Genomic DNA, 25,939 nt, shown 5'->3' with positions numbered 1-25,939 from the left:
CGCACTCGATTTGCTTGGAAAAAAGTTAGTTTTCGTGGTTGCCTTTCTCGCGCAACACTTGCTTATAAAATGCCACATAATCTCCAACCACTGTTGTTTTACTAAATCGTTCAGCAAAACCTCTAATCAATTTTGCATTAATCTCTTTTATGTTGCTGGTAGTAACATACTGTAAACCCTTCATTAAGTCGCCACTTTCAAAAGGCGTTGCTTTGTATCCTGTTACCAAATGTTCCACCAGCGCCTGCGGCCCTGTTGCATTAAAGCAAACCACGGGTGTGCCGCATGCCTGTGCCTCTATAATGGTTTTGCCAAAAGCTTCGGCCACAGATGGCGCGAGGAAAACATCTGCTACACTATAAATTTCGCATAACTCCTCATCACTATTCACATATCCAAAATCGGTATAATTTTTATTCGAAAGCAAAAATTGATTGCTTACAGTTGAACCACCAAAAAAAATCCAGTGGTAAGAGTCACCCATTGCTTCAAAGAGTGGTTCCAAATATTGATAGCCTTTGTATGGGGACCGGATATCGGTGGCACCTACCAGAATGATTTTCTTATTGTCGGGTAGAATTTCATACAATTTGTTTATCGCCCGACCCTTAGGCTTAAATTTATCAGTATCGATGATATTGGGAATGAAAGTACTTGTAATTATATTCTGTTGAAACAGCAGACTTTCGTTGGCAATATCTGATAGCCACGGTGAAATAGCCGTAACACTTATGTTCTTAACATACCTTAGTTTTCTTCGGTAGTTGAAATACGACAGGTCGCGCAATTTGGTTGATTTCAAATACGGGCAGTTACCACATCCATGGCGATAATTTTGGCAAGCAAATGAATGATGGCACCCTCCCGTAAATAGCCACATGTCGCGCAATGTCCAAACGATTGGTTTCTTCAACTTCTTCATCGAGCTGATGGCGATCATTCCCTGATTAACCCAATGAAAATGGATAATATTGGCCCATACATAGTGCTCACTATTTGAAATATCGAAGCCAAGTAGTGAATTGCTAAATATTTGCTGATCTCTTTTTGGATAAAAAAGCAATGGTAACTTCTCTATATGCGTGTACAAAAATCTCCTAATCTTATCCGTCCATTTCGTGTTAACAGGAAATACATTAACAAGCTTTTCTTTAGGCTGTATTTGGCAGAGTACCCTGCTCTCTATGTTTGCTTCTAATAGCGCTAGGTGCAAGTTATAAAGACCCTTGCCTGCTCCGGAAGCTAAATCACCTGAGCCGATATGCAATATTCTCATCACTAAATACTATGGTACCAGCTATGAGAAAATAGATATAGCCAATAGTGAATTCAACTGGATAAAAACCAAACAGGAGACCAGGAAACATTGAAAGTATCAAGCCATTAAAGAAGACGCTTTTGGGTAGCGAAAGTGAACTGATTGTATTAATTGAATCTCTGAGTACTTTCAACAGCAAAAAAATAAAAAAACCTCCTATCACCGGCCCGTAATAAAATAACAGTCCAATAAAAACGTTATGCGGATGCGTTTTCCATTCCGTTTCCTTTGATTCATCAAAAAGAATATTCACTACCGATATAGGGCGATTGAAAACCATCTCATACGGACGCAGGAGAAAATCATCTAAAAACGGTTTCCACAATGCCACACGATCTCCCATTTTGAAAATGAAATAGGTTTTCGGGTCGACAAAAATGGATGACTTATCTTCGGTTGTTTGAAAGAAATAAGTATAAATCTCTTCCAAATTCCAAAGAACATAAGCAAACAAACTTACAAACGCCATGATCAATCCAATCAAGGTACTCTTTGCGTAGAATTTTCCACTCGCAGCTCTACTCACATACAGCACCAACGGAATAGCATATGATAAGAGGACGGTAAATGTTGTCGACTCACCCACCCTAAATAGCGAAAAGGCAAAAAGTGCTGTTAAAATAAAAAAAGCCAATTTTGAAAAAAAAATGGTGGCCGATATACAGGCAGCAGTAAGAAAAATTAGGTGCCCGAATCGATTAAAAAAAAACGCGTTTATTAAAAATACTAAAATAACTGCACTTAAAAACTTATAAGGCGAAAGACGACCGAAATTCTTATTCACAAAAAGTCCAGCAAGAAGAGCAGATGGCACCAGCGTTACCCTAAAGGCTGCACTCCACCCGGTTATTACGCTCAGCGGATAAGTAAGTGTTCGGTAGGCCACATAAATTCCTCCAACAAGCAACAAAATTAAAAATGCTTTGTAGGTATTAAAAAACCGATTGTCCATTAGCCTGAATGACAAAAGAACAACAGTTAAGTAGAATACTTCTGGAAGTGAAATATTGAGGAAACCCAGATTTACGTTGTAATTTAGCTGAGAGGAAGCAACATTTAAATTTTCAGTATTTATGCTTATTTGGTGATTAACGGACGATAACGCAATAATCAAGGCATAGAAAAAATTATCCTCGTCACGAGTCTGAATGAGGTATATGATCACAATGGCCAATAGATAATTCCCTACCTCCCAATCAAGTGAAAAAATAAATGTGGTTGCAAATACTGCAAGTCCATATTTCCATAAAAATTCAAATGGGCTTTTGCGCACTACTTGCTATTTAAAAACTGGTGCAAATAAAAAAAATGCCTTTTAAAACTGCCGCCCCCATAAAATTTAGCGTTGTTGATTAAATCGCTCAACCACAAATCGTAGGGGAGTTCAAAGCCTAATTTTTTTCCTTTTAACACAAAATCAGGTATCAGATCAGCCAGGCAGTCTTTCAATATTTTTTTGTTGAGCTTATAGTTTGCAGGTAAAGCAAGAGCGTACTCTACCAGTTTGTGGTCTAACAAAATGGGTCTTATTTCTTTGTGGTGACGCATGGCCATCACGTCTGAATCTCTCAGCAGCGTGTTAGGTATGTAGTTGTTTAATTCAAATAGACTCACATTATCCATCAGCTCAGCTTCTTTATCGATTTCAAGTGCCAGCTCGTCAAGCAAGGTATCGTGATATTGCGCAATCTCTCTTTTGGTAACTCCCCATTGAAAAGCAATTTTTTCCAGATCGGGCAACAACAAGTACCTTCTTATAGTAAGCAATCTTTGAATGCTGTTTCCGTAGCGTAGCGTAAGCTTTCTACTCCACCTTCGCGGAAGGCGATCCAAAAGCGGGGCTGCAAAATCTACCCACTCTCCACTGTATGCCTTAGTTGAACGATGCATCAATTCCGATACATAGGCGTATCCAAGAAACAATTCATCTCCACCTAACCCCGACAATACTACTTTCACATCAGTAGAAACAAATTCAGAAATCAAATAGGTGTTCAACCCATCAATGGAGGGTTGGTCTTGAGCGTTGAAAAAATCAGGGATACGATCTAAAAAATAACTCTTGGTAAGTGTTAGGGTGTGGTGTTCGGTATTCAATTGTTTTGCCGTTTTGCTGGCAATTTCCGATTCGTCAGGGAACGTGGTTAGCGAGGATTCGAAACCAAGGGTAAAGGTGTTTAGTTTAGCAGGGTAATATTTAGCCATAAGCGCCACAACCGCTGTAGAATCGATACCCCCGCTTAAAAATGCACCTACTTTTACATCACTAATTAAATGCAGGCGAGTAGCCTCCTCCAGATTTTGTCTGAGTTCGGTTTTTGCTTCTTCATAGTCAATTCCTGCAAATTGCTTTCTGCTGCTACCTACAGCCTCCGATAAATCCCAGTATCTAACCAATTGCACGCTTTCTGTTGTAACAATACCATAGTGCGCCTTCGGTAGCCACTTAATACTTTTATATAAACTTCGAGGTTGCCGAATTGATCCAAATAAAAGAAAATCGATAATAGCAGCTGAGTCTATTGGTCCAGCAGTATCACGCATTTTCAGCAGCGTTCTAACCTCACTGGCAAAAATAAATTCTCCCCCATCATTGGAATAAAGAAAAGGTTTGATGCCAAAACGATCTCTCGCAATAAAGAGAAATTTATTCCTCCCGTCCCAAATGGCAAGCGCAAACATGCCTCGGAATTTACTCACGCAATTTTTACCCCACTCAATGTAAGATTTCAAAATCACCTCTGTATCTGACGTTGACAAGAATGAATAACCCAACGCAATTAATTCGTTCTTTAACTCCTGATAATTGTACACCTCTCCGTTGTATACAATGGCGTACTCGTTGCCATGATGTGTGGTGGTCATTGGTTGGTGGCCAGTGAAACTTGTATCAATAATCGAAAGTCTGTTTTGCGCTAAGCCAACTCCATCGTTTTTTAAGTATAAAACACCTTGGTCATCAGGCCCACGGTGGGTTTGCGATTTAAGCCCTACCACAAGTCTATTTTCAATTTCCGAATTTCTTGAAGAATATATACCTACTATGCCACACATACTCAATTACGTTAAGACAAACTTGTCTCGAATTTTTATAGCCGAAAGTTCGTGGATTTAATCTATCAATTCCTGCATCGACTTTTCTGAAAAAATCTTAGGGCTTGGCATTCACAAATAACCAACAATAACAAGTTGCAGTTACTACTTGCTTCGATCGTCATCGGGTGATTTTGTCGCGCAGTTTTAAAGCTGGCAACTCTACTAATTTGGCCATAACAATGCCTACAGCAATTGCTAAAGCAAACGTTAGTATTACAAAGACGGAATTATGAATGAATGTTAATTTTTTTTGCAGCAGGGAGCAAAACCTGATAACAAACATGTGCCACAGGTAAATTGAATAAGAATAGAAACCCACATTTGCCATTTGCCTCACTAAAACCAGTTGGGATATCTTTACCATGCCTGCACTATCGGCATAAACCACGATGAGAACTACCAAGAGGCCAAAACCAATGTAGGTAAATGTTAGCCCGTAGGTGAGCATAAAGGTAGACCACGGGTGCAAAAAAAGTATCGGCATGAGAAGCAATGCCGCAATGAACACCAGTAACTTATTATGCTTGCGAACAAAAGCGGTACTTTGATCAGCACGGAAACTAAGAATGTATGCGATCACAGAGCCAAACATGAGGCTGTCCATCCGAAAATGTGATAAAAAAGCAATTGAGGTAGTATCATACGAATGCGTTATTCGTAGAATTAAAACAAGCAGCAGCAGTAGTGCAAATATCCATACCAAAACAGTGCCTTTCTCTATTAGCTTTGTGCGGATAACAATGTAGACAAAAATACAAAGTAGAATGTAAAAATGTTCTTCCACTGCCAGCGACCACGTGTGATTCCATAGCGCTCCGATGTAATTCTGCAAATAAAAAAACTCCCCGATGTATGGGTGAGCCCCATACCCAATTTGAATGGGAAAGAATATATTGATAATTGGAAATGATATGATGGTAATAATGATCATCACATAGTGAGCAGGGTAAATTTTGAAAGCTCTTCGAATCAAAAATCGTTGAATATTCACCTTACTTGTTTTTTTGATACTCTACCAAGAGCAGGCTCGTTACCAGGTAACCGCTCAGTACAAAGAAAAGATCTACACCGGCCCACCCTATCCTAGTTAAAAAGGGTATAGATGGCCACGTTATATGACGAAAAATAACAAGAATAACGGCTACCCCCCGTAAAAAATCTATTCCAACAATTCGCTTATTCATCATTTTTTTCAACAGTTAGTTAAGTCCAATTTATGCATTAGAATTTGTTGAGATAGTCAATTCGTTGCTGGAAAATATGATTAAAAAAATTACAGACTCACAGCTTCCGATCTTATCAAAATGGGTATGTCGTTTACAACCGGAAAGTAAACACCGGCACCGTTGGAAATAACTTTTGTTCGATCGTTACTCAACTCTAGCCTTTCCCCGGAAATCGGGCATTTTGCTAAGCGGATGATATTCAGGTTATCAAAATCAGCCGACTGGTGAAGTTTGATAAACTCCGTGCGTAACAAAGTTTCTTCTTTTATTGATGATTTTTTTGTGTTTTTAATGAAAATACTATCTGCAAGTGGAGCGAATAATGGAAAGGGCTTTGTTACGTTAGTGGCTAACAAGGACAAAAGCCACATGGTATTTTGCGGAAATGACAGGTATTTCAAATCTTCCTTGAGCATGGAGATGCCTATAAAACAATGGTTGTAGTTTTCGAAATTGTCTAAGTATTTGGTAAAAATTTCACGGTACTCTTCAGGGGTGTACATCCGATTGGTCAGGAAATCATCTGGGCCATCACCATCGGTATTTGATTTCCAAAACCTATGCCGAATTCCCATCTTGTTGGGAAACTGGAGATACGAAAATCCATCCTTGGCTAACAACTTATCAACACATTTAAGGCAATTCTCTAACCTGTTTTTGTGTACTTGCTGCAGCGTGATAAAAGACCAAACCAAATCAAAAAGAGAGTCAATGAATGGTATTTCTTCTAAATCAGCAACAATTGAATATCCTTTTCTATTGGTCGCCTTCAATATGTGCTGTTGTGTTTCACAAAACTCCAAACGTATATCAAAACCAACAGGTATATAACCCAGATCATGACCGGCTACCAACCATCTTCCCCATCCGCTTCCAATATCGAGCATTAATTTAGGTGTTGCTGTTTTTGGCAGAGGTATGCTATAGGTAGGATACTCCGTCATATTACCAACGATACTGTTGAATACCTTGCCGGTGGTTACTGCAATTTGATGTTGCACCGTCCAAGGTATTTTCGAGTTAAAGCCTTTTGGTTCAGGAGGTGTACCTCTTCTGTAAATAATCGATTTTAATTGGTCAGTTGCCATATAGTATTGTTTTCAAAGTTTAGGTAACAAATAAGAACTAATAGAAGACTGAAGTGCGACAGCACATTCCACTGTATGTCCGCTATTCTTGTATTTATATAAGGATATGACAGGCTACTCATCGTGAAATCCTATGCGTATTTAATATATATACCACTGGATAACTTTTGAAGCCGTTAGCTTTTTTATAGTTAAATTTCATTTAGATAATCAGTGCAGTGCTTTTGGTTCCCGTTGAATTCTTATTGACCATTATTGTTTCCTCACTGTCTTGGAGGTATTTCGAGAAACCTATACTCAAGTTCAAATCAAGATATATTGGTGACCAACAAACCCGAGATGACAAAAAAGAGAGCAACTCCAATCCATCCAATTTTTAGGAGACCAAGCGGAAAAGAATTGAATACCATAACAGAGAATTCAGCTATTTGCTCGCAACCCATCAAAACCCTGGTAATATTCTCTATTCTCTAAGGTTTCCGTGAGATAACTATCAGCACTCTTTGCCGTCATATTTTTCTTCAGGAAATAAAGTCTACAAACGAATGGTTGATTTAGAATAATTCACCTTGAAATTTAAACATGCTTTTAGTTTTGCTTTTGAAATTGTAAGCCATGAAGCAGTGGTTAAACAAGTTTACATTTATGAGTTTGAAGGAATTTTCGAATTAAATCCTTTGAACTCTGAAGGTGTATTTCCCATTTGAACAATATGGGGTATTGCTAACTAAGTATAGATTATGTCTTTTTAGGTAAAAAATATGGAATGCCCAAAATGTAACTCTCAGTCCTATGTAAAAGATGGCGTTGTAAGCCTTAATTGGTAGTTTGATCGGATTATAATATCAGTTTATTCAATTCGATTAACTTTTTGGACATATTTAACTTTTTTAAAAATTAATCTATTGCCAAGCTCGTCTTCGATGTACGCATTTGGGTAGGGATCAGTTAAGCTTCTAATAAAATCGTAAATTTCTTCTAGCGATTTGGTAGAAAAGTCTTCAATTTTCATTTTGCTTTCTTCCGGTTTTCTCCTTACAAAATAGGAACCTTCACTTATTTTCTGAGGAAGCGGTCTTATATTTGGATATATATCCAAAAATTTGTTTAAACAATTGATAGAACTCTCAGTCAAATTTCTAAAAATATCTTCCATAGAATCTCCAGAAAGAAGCAAGTCAGTTTTAAGCCAAATATCACCACCATCGAGTTTTTCCGAAGACAGAGTCATTAAAGAAACCTTACTCTTTTTAACGCCTTGTAGGATTTGGTGTTGTATTGGTGAGCCTCCTCTAAAGTTGGGTAAATCTGAGGGATGTATGCCTAAACAAATATATCTATCCGTTACCTCTTTATTTATAATCCAACTCCATCCAACAAAGAGAATGAAGTCAACTTCTTTTGGGTCTAATTGAGATATTTTTTTGTCAAATTCTTCTTTTGACGATATCTTCTCTACAATTTTTATTCTGGGATGTTTCGAAATAGTATTGAAAGTCTCGAATGCCCAATCGCGATAGCCGCATAAGATCACTTTAATCATGTTTTTTGTATCTTACAGATTCAATATAAAGTCTTCCAATTTCATCCTCAATATATCCATTGGGATAAGGATATTCAAGGCACCTGAAAAAGTTATACAATTCTTCAGTATTCATTTTGATTAAGTTTTCTTTGCTTAGTTTACTATCATCAGGACTTCTTTTTTTCCGAATGATAGTCTCTGAAGCCCATTCAAGCCATACTATATTAGGGTGGTCATTCAAGAACATATTGAATAAGGCTTTACTAGTTACAGTCATTTGTTCAAGAATGTCTTTCATATTACCTGTAAGATCCAAATCTACTTCGTGCGAATAAAGGCGATTATGGGTATGAGCTCTTGTGGAGTTTTCATCATAAGTAAAAGAAAACACTCTGTGCTTAGACTTTGTAATTCCGTCAATAATTTGTAATTGTATGGGGGTTCCATATGAGTATCGATCCAGTTCAGCGCAGTGCACCCCAATCACTTCAATCTTACTCACAATGTCTGAGCCTAATTCTTCACTCCAGCCACATGAGATTATTAAATCAAATTTGGATAAATCAAGTTTAATGAGCTCTTCTTGAGATTTACATAAAACGATTTCAGATATCTTAGGGTGTTTTGCAACGCTAGGATAAACATCAAGTGACCATTGACGGTACGCTAAAAATATAACTTTCATAGGATTTAAAATTGTTTAATTGGATTCAGGAAGCCACCATCCAGATGGTATTGATAACTGTCTTTTTTCAAAATCGTTGACCCCCACTAGTTTCGGATCAAAAGTTCCAAAAACGGAATATCGATCATTCCGTAAATGAACTCGAGAGGCATAAACTCCTCTCTTTCTTAGTTCAACCAGTAACTGAGAAGAATCGTCCGATAAAAACGAGAACACCCAATAGTTCGGATCACCGTTTCGATTATCCACATAATTGCTGATTCCAAACTCATCGCTTAAATATTGCTTGTTCGAGATGGCATTGGTTCGCTGTTGGCCCAACAACGATGGTACTTGCAGGAGGCTCTTCAGCCCTATGGCAGCGCTTAACTCATTCAATCCACCAGAAAATCCTGGAAGTGAAATGTCGCAACTTTCTTCAATCTCGCTCAAATGGTTTCTAAATCTTTTTCTATCAATTCCAAAGTCCCTGATCAGTGTGGCCTTTTCAAAGTTCTCTTTGCTTTTAAATACTACACCTCCACCATCAACGGAACAAGGTAACCTTGTTGGTTGGAAGGAGAACAGCGTAAAATCGGCACCCGTATTCCCCATTAATTTACCCTTGTATAAGGTTCCAAACGATTCAATGGCATCTTCGACAACTGGTAAGCCATAGTCGCTGGCAATTTGGAGCACTTCGTCAATATGTCCGGGATATCCACACCAATGATAGTGGAGAATGGCCTTTGTTTTTGATGTAATTTTCTTCTTTACAGAACTTGGGTCGAGTGAACCTACCTGAGGATCTATATCTGCCCAAACCAGTTTAGCCCTTTTCATCGCCAATGGCTGGTTTGAAGCCAGACAACTCATAGGCGAGGCAATGATTTCGTCACCCGGATTAATTCCAATCGTTTCCCACACTAATTGCGATGCAGTGTTATAGTTGTTTGTGGATAAAAAATAGTTGCATCCAATATACGAAGCTACTGCCTTTTCAAATTCTTTGGCCAACTTTCCAGATGAAATCTGCCCAGAGGACAGCACTAGCGAAATGTCCTGAGCGATGTCGGTTGGAATAAATACTTTATAGAGAGGCTTCATGGTTACCAACCGTTTTTAATTAGCCTAACGATTTTACTCTTGTCCTCTTCGGTGAGCCAAAAGCCGCAGGGTAAATGAACAAATCGTTCGTAAAAGGAATCTAAGCCTTCTAGCTTTGTTTTTGCATAGTTAAAAATCATGTGATTGTCATTGCGCATGTGAAGTTCGGATGACATGACACCATTTTCACTCATGTACCTGCAAAAATCTGAACGTCTTTCAACAAATAAAGTATACAACCAATAGGAAGGTTGCGTGTGAGGGTAGTAGTTTATCAGACTTACGCCACTTATTCCTTGTAGTTGCTCATCAAAAAACTTACCGTTCTGTATGTACGCATCAATCACTCGTTTAACAAACTTCATTTGAACAATTCCAATGGTGGCGTTAACATTGTTCATGTGGTATTTGTAGCCAATCAGTTTTATGTTGTTTTCTAATCTCGATTTGGTTTTGTCGAGTCCAAACCACCGAATTAAACGACCCTTGTCCCAGTTCTCCTTTGTTTTCACACATAGCATGCCACCGTCTACGGTAGTAATGTGCTTTATTGCCTGTAAAGAAAAAATGGTATAATCTGAAATTGAACCAACCCTATTGCCCTGATAAACGGCACCTAATGCGTGGGCTGCATCTTCAATAATTGGCAAATTAAATTGGTTTGCAATCTTTTGAATCTCATCGAGCTGAGCCACCATTCCGGCATAATGCACAATCATTATAGCCTTGGTTTTTTTTGATATTTTGCTTCTAATCGATTGAGGAGAGATAAGGCCTGTTGCAGGATCGACATCGGCCCAAACAACCTTAGCGCCCGCTTGCATAATGGCCACATTAGTTGGCTCTGCCGTCATAGCAGTAGAAATCACCTCGTCCTCTGGCTTTACTCCTGCCAAAATTAAGGCGATATGCAAAGCTGCCGTGCCGGAATTAAGGGCTAAGCAATAGGGGTTACCTATGTAGGAACCAAAAAGTTCTTCGAACTGCTTTACCTTTTCACCCTCTGCAATATACCCGCTGTAAAGAACATCTTGCAGAGCGGGCATGAGTTCTTCGGGTGGTGCAACAAAAGGCTTAATCAGGGGTATCATATTCATATAACTATATCTTTGACAAACTCTACCTTTTCAGCATGTTTGGTTGTAGACGTCAGTTGGTCATTTGCTTGAATCAATGTCAACAAAAGTCGCGTCATTGCTTCTTTGGTTATTGATAAATTCCTATCTAACAAAGGCACTGTTTGGAAAAAAGGTGTTACTCATTCTCTTGATCACATCGCTATCTCATCGAACTACGGTTGCCAGAGCGCCTTTACTATTACGAGATAAATACGCTAAGTACCAAACGCTTTTTTATAATCCTCGCCATCCTCATTACATTTAATTAAGTAGCTTAACCGCTCTATCTTTAGCCTAAACATACGTTTCAATTTGATAGTTCAGTGCCGAGCAAATTACATTTTCAACGACTAGCCTGTTGGCTTTAACAGCTTCAAGACCAGAGTACTCAATTGGTGGAACTTGTTTCGGCACTACTTCATTGTTCATTGCTGAATCTCTATGTCACCAACTTTATATTTAAGATTCTTGTAATTTAAATAGTGACTTTTATGTCGTAAGCTCTTTTCGTATCTGAAAATTCTATCTCTTTCCGGTTTTTACTAGGTTAGCAATTTTTGCGTAATGCTATTATGGCATGAGCCGCACAGGTTACAAAATTTGTGTTATTTGTTATTTCCGGAATTCAATCTGTCAAAAAGTTGTTTACCTCTATTAATACTGTTAACTACCTCTCTCGAGGCATTCAAGGTATCTTTTAAATTAACCAAGTTCCATAGAAATGCTTTTGCCCAAATCATAAAGTTACTCCATAAGCTAAAAGGCCTCATGCGTTGGTTGACTCGTTTACTTAAATCTAGCGCAACAAAAGGGTTGCACGCATTATTTAAAATTAATAGAGCGGTGCGCAACCCCTGCATAAGACTTCTGTTTTTAATTTGAAATCTTATCGTATTCCGCATACTAAGATATGAGGCCACCGCTAAGGGTATGGCGCTTTCGCGCACATTTTGCCAACAAGGTGTGTTGATGATAACTCTTTTGAAATTGCTTTCTTTTACTCGAAACTGCATGTCATCCTCCTCGGCATAAGCAAAATAAGCCGGATCTAAGAAACCAACCGCGCGCAATAAATCCGCTCGATAAAAACTACAGGCTCCGGGAACCCAATCGGTTTCAAAAAATTCAGTTTTTCTCCAATTGGCTGATCGGGAATCCAACTCACTCGGGTCGGCCCAATCAAACAATCCAATTACTTCAAACCCCAATAAACCTATGTCCTTTTTTTCGTTCATCAATTCTACTGCATGAGAAATACAACGCCTGTCAAATTTTAAGTCCCACCCGGCCACAAAAATATAGTCCGGTATTTCGGGAAGGCCGTTTTCAGCAGGCCATGTCAACACTTCATTCATAGCCGCCATGCCTATGTTTTTATCTTGTTTAATCAGATAAACCTCAGGATGATTATGTTTCAACCACTCCTGAGTATTGTCGGTAGAATTGTTGTCGGCTATAAAAATTTTAAAGTTTGGATAGTCTTGCGATACCAACGTTGGTAAACAATATTCCAAATTATGGCGGCCATTGTAACTAACGATAACTATATAAACCAGTGGCTGTTTCACGAATATTAAACTTTTATGTTTAGTGCTTTGATTAGACTTATTAAGTTAAAACTGAATATGATATATAATAATATCGGGATAGAAAATATAAGTTTAACCAACCATGAAAATTGATAAAAATCAAACACCAGTAGAATGCCACAAAAAAAACAGAATTGTACTACCTTTTGTAGCGGAAAAGAATCATTAAAAATCAAATCGACATCTGAACTTATATAGAGTCTTTTGAAAAGATAAAAAGTAAGAAAACCAATTGAAAGTAGCTGAGATAATGGGACAGACACCGCGCCAAACCCAAGAGTAAAAAAAAGGTATAATAAAACAATTCTCAATCCCAAATCAATGAAACCATACCAAACCGTTTTCATCTGCTGGCCTATTGCGATCAAACCCAAACCTGAGTAATCATTTAACACTTGTATCACACCACAAACAGCAAAAGCAAAGTTTAGGAGTTCCCCAGCGTAGTTGCTTTCGCCAACCCATAAGGTAACGAACAACTTGTTTGCCAGGCAGATTACAAAAAAAGACATGATGGTTAAACATAAAAACAGCTTTGATACCAAATTGAATTTGTTTTCGATGGCACTTTTGCCAGTAGCAAAGAAATTTGAAAAAGATGGAAAAAACGACCGACCAACGGGATTAAGAAACATCACCATTGCATCATACAGGCGGTTTGTTATTGAAAACTTACCTGCAAGTTCGGTAGTCATTAAATTCGATATCAATGGTAGCGACATATTTTGGATTAACACGCTGCCAGATCTGCCAGCAAAAATGGGCAAAACCAATTTAGTCTGCGCAGCAACATCTTTTAATTCAAAGTTGCTTATTCCATATCCTGTTTTTTTGCAAACATTGAAAGCGATTATTGAACCACCAAGCAACTGAGTTAACCCAGAAAAAAGCTGCTGTATTCCAAATGCTATTAGTCCCCAACCATGCATTAATCCAAAAACTAAAATACCGATACTTACTAGCTTTATGCTAAATTCAAGCAGTCCAATTTGGAAATTATGATGCAAGGAAATCGGGATACACTTAACAATCGTAAACAGTTGATTCAAAATAAAACCACCGAGGTATAAACAAAACGATAGTCTGAATCCGTTCGCCAATTGTTTTTCGTTTAATATTGGATTCAAATAAAAAGATAAACAAAAGCCAACTACTAGTATTATTACACCTGAAGCAATACCGATCATAGAAAAGGAAGTAAACTTAGTTGAAAATGAGTGTTTGTCTCCCTCGGCTACATGATAGGAAAGTAAGTTTGTCAACGTTATGTCAAGCCCTCCGCCCACAACAAACAAGATGTTAATTAAACTTAGGCTCGATAGCCATGCACCATAGTCGCCAATCGTTATATAACTTAAGTAAAAGGGAACTAGCGCCACACCGCTTAGCAAAGTGATGAGCAAGTTTCCATAGGAAAAAAAAAGGTTATTGAGGATGCTTTTACGATGCAATTGTAAGACTCAAACGACTATTTGGTTACTAGTAAAGCCTGCTTCACAAAAAAATACAATTTCGAATAACTCCTTACTGATAATATTTTGAAATATGCCGGTAAGAATAAGAGTATTGATCACCAAAAATGTATCCTGCTCCTACTTCAATGTCATTGAGGAGTATGCTGAGATTTCTTAACTTTTTTGAGCTGTAGTACTCCTGTACCATCGTTACCATCTGCCTAGGGGTATAATTTTGCCGTACGATAAATACAATATGATTTGCGAACTTAGAAAGTTGGTATGCATCGCTAATCAATCCTAGCGGAGGTGTATCTATTACAATAAAATCATACATTTCTTTGGCTTTTTTTATAAGTTCCTCCATTCGCTCATTCAAAATAAGCTCAGATGGATTGGGTGGAATTACACCCGTGGGCACAAAATCTAAATTCTCGTAACCTGATGGCTGGACAATGTCCGGAAGCTCACATAGGCCAGCAAGGTAAGAACTCAATCCAACTTTGTTGTGCAAGCCAAATTCAAGATGTAGAGTTGGCTTTCTCAAATCCGCGCCAATTATAAGCGTCCGTTTTCCAGATAAGGATAAGATTGAAGCTAAATTAATCGAAGTAAAAGATTTACCTTCACCGGGTAAGGAACTAGTAACCACTACTACAACGGGTGTTGTGTTTCCCACAAAAAAACTGATGTTGGCTCTCAAGGATCTAAAAGACTCAGAAACAACGGATTGAGGGTTATTCAATATTTCAAGTTTTAATGGTTTCCTCACGTGTCCTATGCCACCAATTATCGGAACATCTGTTAATCTTTCAATATCTTGCCTGTTTTGAACTAAGGTACCCAATGATTGCGCTACAACAACCCAAGCTACGGGAATCATAAGCCCAATAACAAGAGCTAACATATAATTTCTCTTCTTGTTTGGGGAGATCGGTATCGATCCGGATGTGGGAGGGTTAACAATGATCAAATCAGAAATATTGGCTGCTTTAGAAATCTCCGCTTCAGACTTTTTATTCATTAAAAAAATAAACAGTTGTTCCATTAAACGAAAGTTTCGTTGGATAGAAACATACTGGCTTTGAACCGAAGGCATGGCGCGAATTTCCGACAATATTTTCTTAGTCTTGTCATCTATTACTTTGGATTTAAGCGCATCAGAAGCCTGCAACGTTCTCACCGCCTCGGATACATCGCTCTTGATGCCTTTCAATCGCGTTAATTTATTCGTAAGCAATGGATTACCTGCCGTTTTTTCAGTGGACATAAAAAGCCGTATTTCCTGTTGTAATTCAATCATTTTTGTAAGTATTGAATTCAAGTTAGGATCGTCTATCCCAAAAACAGAAGGCATGATGACTTGATCTAAATCCCTATCTTCTTTCAAGTATTTTTCCAGATACTTGAAATACTCTTTTCTTATTACTAGTTCCATTCTCTCCTTTTCGGATTCGTCTAACTTCACTAGTATTCGTTCGTTTTCAAATTCCAGCTCACCTAATGTGTTATTTGAATTTTTAAATCGCTCCAACTGCACCTCATACAGTCTCAAACTGTCGGAAATGGCATGCAGTTGTGATCTTACAAATTCGACTGTTTTGGTGGCTACTTGATTTTTCTGACTTAAATCTTCTCTTTCGTAGTTTTTTAATAGTCTTAGCAAAAATTCCTTGTCCTTTTCCGGAGAGTTTCCGGTCATGTAGATATTCATGTAGGTAGATCCTTTTTCGGCCCATTTAAATTCCATTCTTGAAATATAATCTTGGGCGAGGTTATCAGACGAACTGAACTCCAATAGATAAGTATCGTTTGCATTTTGAGTTGGTAGAGAATCCTTTCTTAAATCAATTTTGAATTTGCTGAAATCAAAATCCACCATTTCGCCAAACCTAAAAACTGAAGAGTCGCTATTTTCATTTTCTGTAAAGCGTAACCTAAAATGGTTTTCGTCTACAACTTGAAGGTAATAACGGTTTAAACTCTTTTCGGAATACTGTAAAAAAGTAACCTTAAATGGCAGTTTGTTGTACGATTCGGTTGTTACCACCCTGCCCTCCACAAAAAAGGCAGAGTTAAAACATAAATCTTCTAACGTTTTTTTTACCAATGGAAATGCTCTGATTTTGTAGGGCTCGTTCATGTAATTTCTGTACCTGCTCACAAGTACATTTTCATAGACTAATTCAGCTCCAGATCCGATCTCTTCTTTTGTACGGATAATTATTGAGGCTTCTATGGAATAGGTGCTTTTACTATATCTGTTGATTAAAAAAGCAATTGACAGGGCAAGCACCACGGAAATGGTTACGAAGGGCCAAATATCCAATAGTTTGGCCATTACTCTTTTCAAATCAAGCTGATCCCGCTTAACAAAAAATGCGTCTTCTTCGGAATAAAATTTTTGAATAGGCTTCTTCACTAATAACTTATTTGGTATAATTTAATACTAATAACACAATGGAAATTGTAGAGAGCAAAACGGAGAGATTTTGATAAAAATATTTTTGGTATGATCTCTGGCGTAAGGCGGGCACTATAACCACATCATTTTGATACACGTAGTAATAAGGTGAGTTAACAAAATCCTCGTCCAATAAATTTAAATATATTACGTCCACTTTGTCTCCGTTTTGCCTTAGCAATTTTACACTAGACTTATCTGCTAACTCCGTAAATCCACCGGCCAACCCAATTGCCTCTAAAATGGTTACTCTATTATTATTGAAGACAATTGCGCCTTCCTTGTTAACCTGCCCCAATAAGTTGGCTCTGTAATTTACTAGCCTAACCTTTACCGTAGGGCTTTCCAGGTACTTGCTACCGATCTGTTGCAGATTGTCTTGTATTTCAAAAATTGTTTGTCCTGCCACCTTTACCTTCCCTAAAACTGGAAAGGGTATTTCACCCTTATTGTCCACCACATCACCGATAAGCAGAGCGCCACCAACATTTACCGCATTGAAGTTTACGGGTGCCTTAGTGGATAAAAAATCAAAATCTTTTTCGGTAAGGCTTTCAAACGTTATGGAAAGAATATCGTTGGGCTGAATCTTATACTCGAAATTGGAGAGTGAGTAACTTCTGAAAACGGAATCTGAGTGTATCCTCCGTTTATTTACATCGTTCTTTTGTAAAATTTGATATTGCCTGTTGGAGACACAACTAAAACAAAATAAGCCGAAAAGAATTAACAGTTTAAATATTTTCATTTGAACACATTTTCATTTAATCACTAATTAGGTAGTACGAACACAAAAGTAAACATCTCAATCGTTTGCTAACTTTTTCGGTAGGCAATACTGAATTTAAATCCGATCGAGAACATAGCTTCGCCCTTTCACTCCCAGAAGCCATTCTGGTAATGATGAATTTCATTCACGGAATTCTATTCCTATCTAATTCGAACCCCAAAGCCAGATGGCTTTGGAAGGATTCAAAGCCTCCTTATTCTCTTCAAATTCAATAGGTAACAGCACCCGTGTATGGATTTTTCTATGTATAAGTTGCTCCGCGCGCTCAACACATAGCCTCAGGTATTCTTTATCTACTTCGCCAACCAACACAACGTCTATCATTCCACTATCAATCCCAGCGGCATAATCGCCAATAATAAAACAACTGTTAAGATTGCCTAATCGCAAAACAACGTTGTTCACAATATGCTCAACAATCGTATCGATCCCCAGATACTTTCGCACTAAACGGTTCAATTCAGGAAACAAGAGGTGATTGGTATTGGCTCGGTACTCTAGTGTTCTTCCTTTAGAGCTTACCAACAAATAGCCTGCTTTTGTCAATTTGTTTAACTCGAGTCGGATGGAATTGGTAGATTCCCCAAATTCCTCTGCCATTTCCCTTAAATAAGACGTTGAATTGCTGTTTGAAAAGAACTTCAACAGCATTTTAATTCGGGTTTTAGAGGTAATTAATTGCTCCAGCACTGGCGCAAAATTACACATTTAGAGTAGAAAAACTACTCATGTAAGGTAAATCCTTTGCAAAAGTGAATTATCCAACTGAATGGAAAGCGTATAGTTCATGGTATCAATGAAAACGCTGAAAATAGTGTCTGAATTCTTTTTTGTTAACACTCCCGAAAAGCCTTTTAAGGGGCCATCGATTACCTTTACTTTCTCGCCAATTTCAAAATTTTGCGGGTTTATGACGGATTCTATAAAAAGACCTGTTTGAAGGTAGCGGCATATTAACTCATATTCCTGCTGTCGTAAAAAAGCTGGTTTTCCATTGTGGGTTATTGTCCACGAAACTCCCGGGATTTTCAAAACTTCTACCAACCGATATTCTTCTATCCTCACAAAGATATAGGAGTTAAAAAGGGGTACTTCTATCCTCTTTTTCCTGTCACTCCACTGCCTCATTACTTTTTGGGTAGGTAAGAATGATTCAAACCCGTTTTTCAACAAAAGTTCGTTTACTTTTTTCTCCTGTCTGCTCTTAGTATAAAACACAAACCATTCAGTTTTACTAGATTCCTTACTCATTAAAAATTGCTTTTTGAGAATAAATGGCGAAAATTAGGGAATTAATTTGGTGCACATGAAAATTATTAAGTTCGCTTTTTCTTTTTTGGTAACGGCTTCTTTGCTTTATGCTTTAAACAATGCCTGGAATTTCGGTAGCCCAGTCCCACCACTCGGTAGTTTTCTCGATCCTTTTCATGGCTTCTGGCAAAATGCTACTACCAACAAAATTGAATCCGGGCAGGTTTCAATACCTGGGTTGAAAGATAAAGTTACCATTGTATATGATAGTGCACTTATACCGCACATCTATGCTGGCAATGACGAAGATTTGTTTACCGCTCAAGGCTATGTAACAGCCAAAGAGCGACTCTGGCAAATGGAGTTTCAAACCCACGCGGCTGCGGGGCGCATTAGCGAAATCATTGGCGAGAAAGCCCTTGACTTCGACCGCACCCAACGCAGACTTGGGATGATCTTTGCAGCCGAAAATTCGGTGGAAGCTATGCAAACCAATCTTATCGCAAAATCGATGGTTGATAGCTACACGCGCGGTATCAATGCCTACATCGCTACATTAAGTAATGAAAATTTACCGATTGAATACAAACTGCTTGGCTACCGACCTGAACCATGGACAGCTTTGAAGACCGGACTATTATTAAAGTATATGGCCAAAACCCTTTGCACAGGAGAGAAAGATTTGGAGATGACCAACGCGCTCAAGTTGTTTGGTAAAGACACCCTCGATTTACTTTACCCTGATAGCGAAGGGGTTGGGGATCCAATAGTCGACAATGCTGGCAAATGGAATTTTAAACCTGTTACAATTGATAGTGTGGCCCCTGCCCTTCCCGCAGAATTAGTGGCACTCTCTCCTATTGAAAAATCTTCCTTTGACGTGGGCAGCAACAACTGGGCAGTGAGTGGATCTAAAACGGCCACGGGCTCTCCTATCTTATGCAATGATCCGCACCTTGAGCTAAGCCTTCCATCGATTTGGTATATCGTTCATCTTAATGCGCCCGGCATCAACTCCATGGGCGCATCATTGCCAGGTTCGCCCAATGTGATCAGTGGGTTTAATGATTCGATTGCATGGGGCGTTACCAATGCACAACGTGATTTAGTTGACTGGTACAAAGTTCGATTTAAGGACAAGACCAAAAATGAATACGAAAGTGATGGCGAATGGAAGACGACCCGAAAAAAAATAGAAGTGTTCAAAATCAAGGGCAAAAAAGATTTTTACGATACCGTTACCTATACCCATCATGGGCCGGTCACTTTTGACGAAAGTTTTCATGGAGAAAGTGAAAAAAATCATTACGCCTATCGATGGATTGCGCACGATGCATCGGAAGAAGCTGTTACTTTTTACAAAATGAATCGCGCAAAAAATCATGCCGATTACGTGGAGGCCTTAAATCATTACACCGCCCCAGCACAAAATTTTGTGTTTGCTAGCGTAGGTGGCGATGTGGCCATGCGCATTCAAGGCAAGTTTCCTGTAAGGAGAAAAAATGAGGGCAAGTTTGTTTTAGATGGTACACGTACGGCCACCGAATGGCGAGCGTTTATTCCAGTAGAGCAAAATGTGATGTACAAAAACCCGGAGCGCGGTTTTGTGAGTTCTGCCAACCAATACCCAACTGATTTGACTTATCCCTATTTTATTACCGCCAGCAATTGGGAAGCTTATCGGAACAGAAGAATTAACCAAGTTTTATCAGATTCTAAAAACATCACTCCGCAAGACATGATGAAGCTGCAATTGGACAGCTACAACTTAAAGGCGGCAGAAAGTCTTCCGCTATTTTTAAGTCATTTGGATTCTATGAGTTTAAAAGGTGCAGAATTGGAGGCTTACAATAAATTGAAGTCGTGGGATTATTTCAACACCATCGAATCGGAAGGAGCTTCTTATTATGAAGCGTGGTTGCGCGCCCTGTTACCCATGGTGTGGGATGAGATAACGGAATCTAAAGTTGCTTTGGCGCGGCCATCTACTTACATGACGATTCGATTAATCAAAGAAAGACCGAATTGGAAATTTTTCGACATACAAGCCACGCCTGAAAAAGAAACCGCCAAGGAAGTTATCCGAAAATCGTTTAGCGAAGGAGTGGCCGCTATGGAAAAATGGAAAACGGAAAAAAAATCAAACCCTGCCTGGGCCGATTATAAAGATGGTGTGGTGGGTCACTTGCTCAATAAGATGGAAGCATTCAGTTATCATATTCGGCACGGTGGAAATAGTAGTGCGGTAAACGCTCATTCTAAAACACACGGGCCAAGTTGGCGCATGGTAGTAAGCTTAGAGAAGGAAGGCGTGCGTGCATGGGGCATGTATCCTGGCGGACAATCAGGCAACCCGGGAAGCCCTTATTACAATAGTTTATTGGGTCTGTGGACGGAAGGAAAATACGTTGCCTTTTCGTTTGAGCAAGCCGCAGAAAAAATGAAAGGAAAAGAATTGTCAATCATCACTCTTAACTCAGAATCAAAATGAAATTTATAATTCAAGTTATTGCAACGAGTGTTGTATGTTTTATGCTTCAATCATTTTTGCCCTGGTGGACCATGGGCATTGGCGCCTTTGTGGTAGCATACTTTGTTGGAAACAAAAGTTTCTATTCTTTTTTGGCAGGATTGATCGGGGTAGGAACCCTATGGCTGGCGATGGCCATGTATATCGATTACAGCACACATTCGATCCTCACCGAAAAAATCAATAAGCTTCTCCCGCTCAATGCTTTTCTTTTGACAACCTTGGTTGGCGGACTGGTGGGTGGACTGAGTGCATTGAGTGGTGCGCTGGTAAAATCGAGATAAGGAGAGATTCAACTCAAAATTGCAGTTCTAGAGGTATGTTAGGTCTAGTTTGAATATCTTTGCTCATTCCAATGTGAATCGAAAGCATATTGAAAAAAGTATTTTCAAATCGTTGTTTTTTTAATGTCTGGTTTTGTTTTTGAATTCTTTTCTTGATAACGCTAATTCAGTATTTGAGATTTTTATTTGATTTCGTGTTTGTTTCAACTCCTGAATTTGGTTTCTCAAACTTCTTCTTGCAATCTCTAAATCCCTTCGTTGAAGGTAAATAGTTATCAATAATCCAATAACCGTTATCCCTGAAAAGAAGGAAGTTAAAATGCCAAAACTGTCAACGACTTGTCCTGCCTTTTCAGAATCAAATCTTACATAAAGAAAAGCAATTAAACCAACACAGAAAATAAAAACACCGGCTACAATGACTAAAAGTAGCCTTGGTTCTAAAAGGCGGTTTAATAAAGACTTCTGAAATTTAATACGTAAGGAGCTACTTTCTATAATCCAACGCAGGCTTTCGATCTCCCAGTAAAGGCTCATACACAAACTTATCTCCTACTCGCCTCTTAAATTCAGCCCACGCCTCCTCTGTTATTTTAGGATCGGAGAAGGCATCGATCATAGAGGCTGCCAATGTTTTGGCTGCCATCACCATTCCTTTACTGCCAATGCTTGTGCCTCCAGCAGCTACGGCCTGCCAACTATGTGCGGCCGTGCCCGGCACCCACGTGGCGGTAGATAAACCCGCAGTGGGCACCACCCAGCTCACATCGCCCACATCGGTGCTACCACTTGATTTTTCTTCTTTCAAACCGAATTTTTCAATCTCGGCTGTGGAGGTGATGGCAGGTGGCGCAGAGAATGTTTGCTGTATTTTGGTGGCAAATTCTTTCTCTGATTCCGTTAGCGTGTACCCTCCTACCAACTGTAAATTGGTATTGACTACTTTCGCCAAAACCTCGTTGTATAATAAGTCGTAGGTACCACCTGTTAATTCAACTTCGTAGCGCGTACCCGTGCCAATGGCTGCTCCTTGCGCGGCCTGCGATACACGTTCCCAAACGGATTTTACTTCATCACGATTGGGATGACGGACGTAATAATAAACTTCAGCAAAGGCCGGCACCACATTGGGCGCTTCTCCCCCACGGGTGATCACATAGTGAATCCGTGTTTTTTCGCTCACGTGTTCGCGCAGCATGTTCACCATGCCATCCATCGCTTCTACTGCATCAAGAGCAGAACGTCCACGCTCAGGCGAGCCGGCAGCATGACTGGCCACACCATAGAAACGAAACTTTCCTGATTTGTTTGCCAGCGCGCTACCAAAGTTGGCTGAATTGGTTGCAGCCGGATGCCAATGAAAAACCAAATCCACATCTTTAAAAAAACCATCGCGCACCATATATACTTTGCCCGATCCTCCTTCTTCCGCAGGACAGCCGTAAAATTTAATTGTCCCTGATTTTTTAGTAGCCACTAACCAATTTTTTACAGCAATGGCAGCAGCGGCAGATGCTGTACCAAATAAATGATGCCCACATGCATGTCCGGCCTTTTGACCAGCAATTGGTTTTAGTTCTGGAACGGCCTCTTGCGAAACACCTGGCAACGCATCAAACTCACCCAGCACGGCAATGACGGGTTTACCCGATCCTGCGGTCGCAATGAAAGCGGTGGGCTCGCCCGCAGTGCCGGCCTCAATGGAAAAGCCCGCATCTTTTAATGTCTGCTGCAACAACGCAGAACTTTTTTCTTCTTGATAGCCTACTTCGGCAAAGCCCCAAATCTTTTTGGCCGTGGTAGCATAGAGTTCACTTTTTTCATCAATCGATTTGATTGCTGCTTGCTTGGTAGTTTGGGAGTGAGCAAAAATTGTTGTTGCCAACAGAACAGAAGCCAGAATAGATTTCATTAGTAACGAGTTTAGGTTAGATAAAGATAAACCATTCATGCATAAAAGACCATACCATTTATCAAATCTTATCAGCGGTTTATCAAATATTTTCTTAGCTTTATTTTTATCAATCCATTTCATATGAAAAAAGTATTACTAGTATTTTGCTCAGCCATTCTTTCATTTTCTCTAACCGCCCAACGCGAAATCAAAAAAGCACCTGTGGTGAAAGAAGGTGACGGACCCTACACCCAATTGATCATTCGCGGAATTATGTTGATTGACGGAACGGGCGCACCACCTGTTGGCCCAATTGACATTGTGGTAAAACAAAACCGCATCGTCAACATTGTAAGTATTGGTTTGCCCACACCCGGCATGAGCAGTGATAGCAACCGGCCCAAGTTAGAACCAGGTGGCAAAGAATTGAATTGTGAAGGCATGTACTTGATGCCTGGCTTTGTAGATATGCACGGCCACATTGGTGGCGGTCAAGCCCCCAACGCAGAATATGTTTTTAAATTATGGATGAGCCACGGCATTACCACCGTTCGGGATCCATCGTGTGGAAACGGATTGGATTGGGTATTGGATCAAAAAAACCTGAGTGAAAAAAACATGATCACTGCCCCGCGCATCAAAGCCTACACCGCTTTTGGCCAAGGTAGCAAAGAGCCGATTACTAATGCTGCCCAAGCGCGTGCTTGGGTGAACGAAAACAAACTGAAAGGTGCCGATGGTATTAAATTTTTTGGAGCTGCCCCTGAAGTAATGGAGGCTGCCTTGCGGGAAAACAAAAGACTAGGATTGCGTTCGGCTTGCCATCATGCTCAACTAGGTGTCGCCCGATGGAATGTAATGAATTCTGCGAAAGCCGGATTGACCACCATGGAACATTGGTATGGGTTGCCCGAAGCGCTGTTGGCAAATTCTACTTTGCAAAATTATCCACTCTCTTATAATTACTCCAACGAACAACATCGGTTTGAAGAAGCCGGGCGCTTGTGGAAACAAGCCGCTGCACCTTTTACTCCTAAATGGAATGCGGTGATGGACTCATTGCTTGCGTTGGGCTTTACGCTCGACCCTACTTTTAATATTTATGAAGCCACACGCGATTTACACAAGGCAAGACGACAAGAGTGGCACGAAGTGTATACCCTTCCCCAACTGTGGGCATTTTATCAACCAAATAGAGTAGCACATGGTTCGTTTTGGTTTAGTTGGGGAACGGAACAAGAAGTGGCCTGGAAAGAAAATTATCGATTGTGGATGACGTTTGTGAATGAATACAAAAACAGAGGTGGCCGAGTGACCATCGGTACCGATTCAGGTTTTATTTTTCAACTCTACGGATTTTCTTTTGTGCGCGAGATGGAGCTGCTACGAGAGGCTGGGTTTCACCCACTGGAAATCATTCGCTCTGGCACTTTGTATGGAGCACAAGCCTTGGGCATGGATAAAGAAATTGGATCTATAGAGATTGGAAAGCTGGCTGATTTTGTAATCACTGAAGTTAACCCACTCGAAAATTTACAAGCCCTGAATGGGATGGGTGCGGTAAAACTCACCGATGACAACAAAGTAACCCGGGTGGGCGGAGTAAAGTACACGGTAAAAGACGGAATTGTGTACGATGCCAAAAAACTATTGGCCGATGTAAAGAAGATTGTAGATGACGAAAAAGCCAAAGCAGGCTTTGTATTGAAGCAGCCTGGGTTGAACTAAAAGCTGAAATTTTTTTCTATTTTTGCAACCTTCTTGGCCAGAATAACAAGGAGGGCTTTTGGTCTCATAGTTCAACGGATAGAATAGAAGTTTCCTAAACTTTTGATCCCAGTTCGATTCTGGGTGAGACTACCAACAGAACCCTATGTTTGTTTACGCTATACGAAGTGAAGTTGATGGTCGAATTTATGTTGGGATGTGTAAGGATATTTTCATCCGGCTTGGCCAACACAACAGCGGCAAAACAAAATCCACCAAAGGGTTCAGGCCTTGGAAAATTGTTTATTTTGAAGAATGTCAAAATAGAATTGACGCAAGAAAGAGGGAGAAGTATTTAAAAAGCGGAGTAGGCAAAGAATTTCTTAAATCGGTCTCACAGTTCAACGGATAGAATACCTGCCTGCCGGCAGGCAGGGAAGTTTCCTAAACTTTTGATCCCAGTTCGATTCTGGGTGAGACTACCAACAGAACCCTATGTTTGTTTACGCTATACGAAGTGAAGTTGATGGTCGAATTTATGTTGGGATGTGTAAGGATATTTTCATCCGGCTTGGCCAACACAACAGCGGCAAAACAAAATCCACCAAAGGGTTCAGGCCTTGGAAAATTGTTTATTTTGAAGAATGTCAAAATAGAATTGACGCAAGAAAGAGGGAGAAGTATTTAAAAAGCGGAGTAGGCAAAGAATTTCTTAAATCGGTCTCACAGTTCAACGGATAGAATACCTGCCTGCCGGCAGGCAGGGAAGTTTCCTAAACTTTTGATCCCCTCGCATCGGGACTAAACTTTTGATCCCAGTTCAATTCTGGGTGG

General features: G+C 39.6%; 23 protein-coding genes and 2 tRNA genes. 7 read left to right on the top strand and 18 right to left on the bottom strand.

Features of this window, described 5'->3' with window-relative positions; translation table 11 throughout:
• Positions 1-25: 25 nt before the first annotated feature.
• From KA713_20600 to KA713_20525, 16 genes are all read right to left on the bottom strand, one after another.
• Positions 26-1,276, bottom strand: a complete 1,251-nt coding sequence (locus tag KA713_20600) for a glycosyltransferase (GenBank protein UXE66804.1) — start codon at positions 1,274-1,276, stop codon at positions 26-28.
• A complete protein-coding gene (locus KA713_20595) occupies positions 1,248-2,591 on the bottom strand; it encodes a hypothetical protein (protein UXE66803.1) in 1,344 nt (447 codons plus the stop codon). The genes KA713_20600 and KA713_20595 overlap by 29 nt, the downstream gene beginning before the upstream one ends.
• The gene (gene asnB, locus KA713_20590; protein ID UXE66802.1) at positions 2,591-4,372 is read right to left on the bottom strand and encodes an asparagine synthase (glutamine-hydrolyzing); all 1,782 of its coding nucleotides are present in this window, start codon (positions 4,370-4,372) and stop codon (positions 2,591-2,593) included. Before asnB ends, KA713_20595 begins: the two co-directional genes overlap by 1 nt.
• Positions 4,373-4,532: 160 nt before the next feature.
• Complete coding sequence (locus KA713_20585) at positions 4,533-5,405, bottom strand: acyltransferase (GenBank protein ID UXE66801.1); 873 nt, start codon at positions 5,403-5,405, stop codon at positions 4,533-4,535.
• Position 5,406: 1 nt separating this feature from the next.
• The gene (locus KA713_20580; GenBank protein ID UXE66800.1) at positions 5,407-5,601 is read right to left on the bottom strand and encodes an acyltransferase; all 195 of its coding nucleotides are present in this window, start codon (positions 5,599-5,601) and stop codon (positions 5,407-5,409) included.
• 86 nt (positions 5,602-5,687) lie between these two features.
• Positions 5,688-5,843 (bottom strand): Trm112 family protein, encoded by a 156-nt coding sequence (locus tag KA713_20575; protein ID UXE69208.1) that lies wholly within the window; start codon positions 5,841-5,843, stop codon positions 5,688-5,690.
• Between the two features lie 1,735 nt (positions 5,844-7,578).
• The gene (locus tag KA713_20570) at positions 7,579-8,271 is read right to left on the bottom strand and encodes a hypothetical protein (protein UXE66799.1); all 693 of its coding nucleotides are present in this window, start codon (positions 8,269-8,271) and stop codon (positions 7,579-7,581) included.
• Positions 8,264-8,938, bottom strand: coding sequence for a hypothetical protein (locus KA713_20565; protein ID UXE66798.1), 675 nt, complete (start codon positions 8,936-8,938; stop codon positions 8,264-8,266). Before KA713_20565 ends, KA713_20570 begins: the two co-directional genes overlap by 8 nt.
• Before the next feature lie 15 nt (positions 8,939-8,953).
• Complete coding sequence (locus tag KA713_20560) at positions 8,954-10,024, bottom strand: aminotransferase class V-fold PLP-dependent enzyme (protein ID UXE66797.1); 1,071 nt, start codon at positions 10,022-10,024, stop codon at positions 8,954-8,956.
• A gap of 2 nt (positions 10,025-10,026) precedes the next feature.
• Positions 10,027-11,121, bottom strand: coding sequence for a DegT/DnrJ/EryC1/StrS family aminotransferase (locus KA713_20555; GenBank protein ID UXE66796.1), 1,095 nt, complete (start codon positions 11,119-11,121; stop codon positions 10,027-10,029).
• Between the two features lie 626 nt (positions 11,122-11,747).
• The gene (locus tag KA713_20550) at positions 11,748-12,710 is read right to left on the bottom strand and encodes a glycosyltransferase (protein ID UXE66795.1); all 963 of its coding nucleotides are present in this window, start codon (positions 12,708-12,710) and stop codon (positions 11,748-11,750) included.
• 5 nt (positions 12,711-12,715) lie between these two features.
• Positions 12,716-14,110 (bottom strand): hypothetical protein, encoded by a 1,395-nt coding sequence (locus KA713_20545; GenBank protein UXE66794.1) that lies wholly within the window; start codon positions 14,108-14,110, stop codon positions 12,716-12,718.
• A gap of 145 nt (positions 14,111-14,255) precedes the next feature.
• Positions 14,256-16,607, bottom strand: a complete 2,352-nt coding sequence (locus KA713_20540; GenBank protein UXE66793.1) for a polysaccharide biosynthesis tyrosine autokinase — start codon at positions 16,605-16,607, stop codon at positions 14,256-14,258.
• Positions 16,608-16,614: 7 nt separating this feature from the next.
• The gene (locus KA713_20535) at positions 16,615-17,397 is read right to left on the bottom strand and encodes a polysaccharide export protein (GenBank protein ID UXE66792.1); all 783 of its coding nucleotides are present in this window, start codon (positions 17,395-17,397) and stop codon (positions 16,615-16,617) included.
• A 186-nt stretch (positions 17,398-17,583) separates the two neighbouring features.
• A complete protein-coding gene (locus KA713_20530; GenBank protein UXE66791.1) occupies positions 17,584-18,090 on the bottom strand; it encodes an ArsR family transcriptional regulator in 507 nt (168 codons plus the stop codon).
• Between the two features lie 75 nt (positions 18,091-18,165).
• Positions 18,166-18,690, bottom strand: a complete 525-nt coding sequence (locus KA713_20525) for a UpxY family transcription antiterminator (GenBank protein UXE66790.1) — start codon at positions 18,688-18,690, stop codon at positions 18,166-18,168.
• Positions 18,691-18,745: 55 nt separating this feature from the next.
• On the opposite strand from KA713_20525, the gene KA713_20520 reads away from it, so the two are divergent.
• Together KA713_20520 and KA713_20515 are read left to right on the top strand one after the other, a co-directional pair.
• A complete protein-coding gene (locus KA713_20520; protein ID UXE66789.1) occupies positions 18,746-21,181 on the top strand; it encodes a penicillin acylase family protein in 2,436 nt (811 codons plus the stop codon).
• Entirely contained in the window at positions 21,178-21,504 is a 327-nt protein-coding gene (locus tag KA713_20515; GenBank protein UXE66788.1) for a hypothetical protein, read from the top strand. The genes KA713_20520 and KA713_20515 overlap by 4 nt, the downstream gene beginning before the upstream one ends.
• Positions 21,505-21,624: 120 nt before the next feature.
• Here the strand turns inward: KA713_20515 and KA713_20510 are convergent, their stop codons facing one another.
• Together KA713_20510 and KA713_20505 are read right to left on the bottom strand one after the other, a co-directional pair.
• Positions 21,625-22,041, bottom strand: a complete 417-nt coding sequence (locus KA713_20510) for a hypothetical protein (protein ID UXE66787.1) — start codon at positions 22,039-22,041, stop codon at positions 21,625-21,627.
• Positions 21,992-23,416: an amidohydrolase gene (locus tag KA713_20505; protein ID UXE66786.1), complete on the bottom strand. Its 1,425-nt coding sequence runs from the start codon at positions 23,414-23,416 to the stop codon at positions 21,992-21,994. Before KA713_20505 ends, KA713_20510 begins: the two co-directional genes overlap by 50 nt.
• A gap of 123 nt (positions 23,417-23,539) precedes the next feature.
• On the opposite strand from KA713_20505, the gene KA713_20500 reads away from it, so the two are divergent.
• The 5 genes from KA713_20500 (at position 23,540) to KA713_20480 (ending at position 25,846) form a co-directional block, all read left to right on the top strand.
• Positions 23,540-25,126, top strand: a complete 1,587-nt coding sequence (locus KA713_20500; GenBank protein ID UXE66785.1) for an amidohydrolase family protein — start codon at positions 23,540-23,542, stop codon at positions 25,124-25,126.
• 60 nt (positions 25,127-25,186) lie between these two features.
• A tRNA-Arg gene (locus KA713_20495) sits at positions 25,187-25,261 on the top strand.
• 10 nt (positions 25,262-25,271) lie between these two features.
• Positions 25,272-25,517, top strand: coding sequence for a GIY-YIG nuclease family protein (locus KA713_20490; protein UXE66784.1), 246 nt, complete (start codon positions 25,272-25,274; stop codon positions 25,515-25,517).
• A tRNA-OTHER gene (locus KA713_20485) sits at positions 25,496-25,590 on the top strand. Before KA713_20490 ends, KA713_20485 begins: the two co-directional genes overlap by 22 nt.
• Positions 25,591-25,600: 10 nt before the next feature.
• Complete coding sequence (locus tag KA713_20480) at positions 25,601-25,846, top strand: GIY-YIG nuclease family protein (GenBank protein ID UXE66783.1); 246 nt, start codon at positions 25,601-25,603, stop codon at positions 25,844-25,846.
• The last annotated feature ends 93 nt before the right edge of the window (positions 25,847-25,939 follow it).

Origin of the sequence: Chryseotalea sp. WA131a (genome assembly GCA_025370075.1) — a bacterium.
GTDB lineage: Bacteria > Bacteroidota > Bacteroidia > Cytophagales > Cyclobacteriaceae > ELB16-189.
Note: the sequence above shows the minus strand (reverse complement) of the source record. Positions and strands in the feature narration are given on the sequence as shown.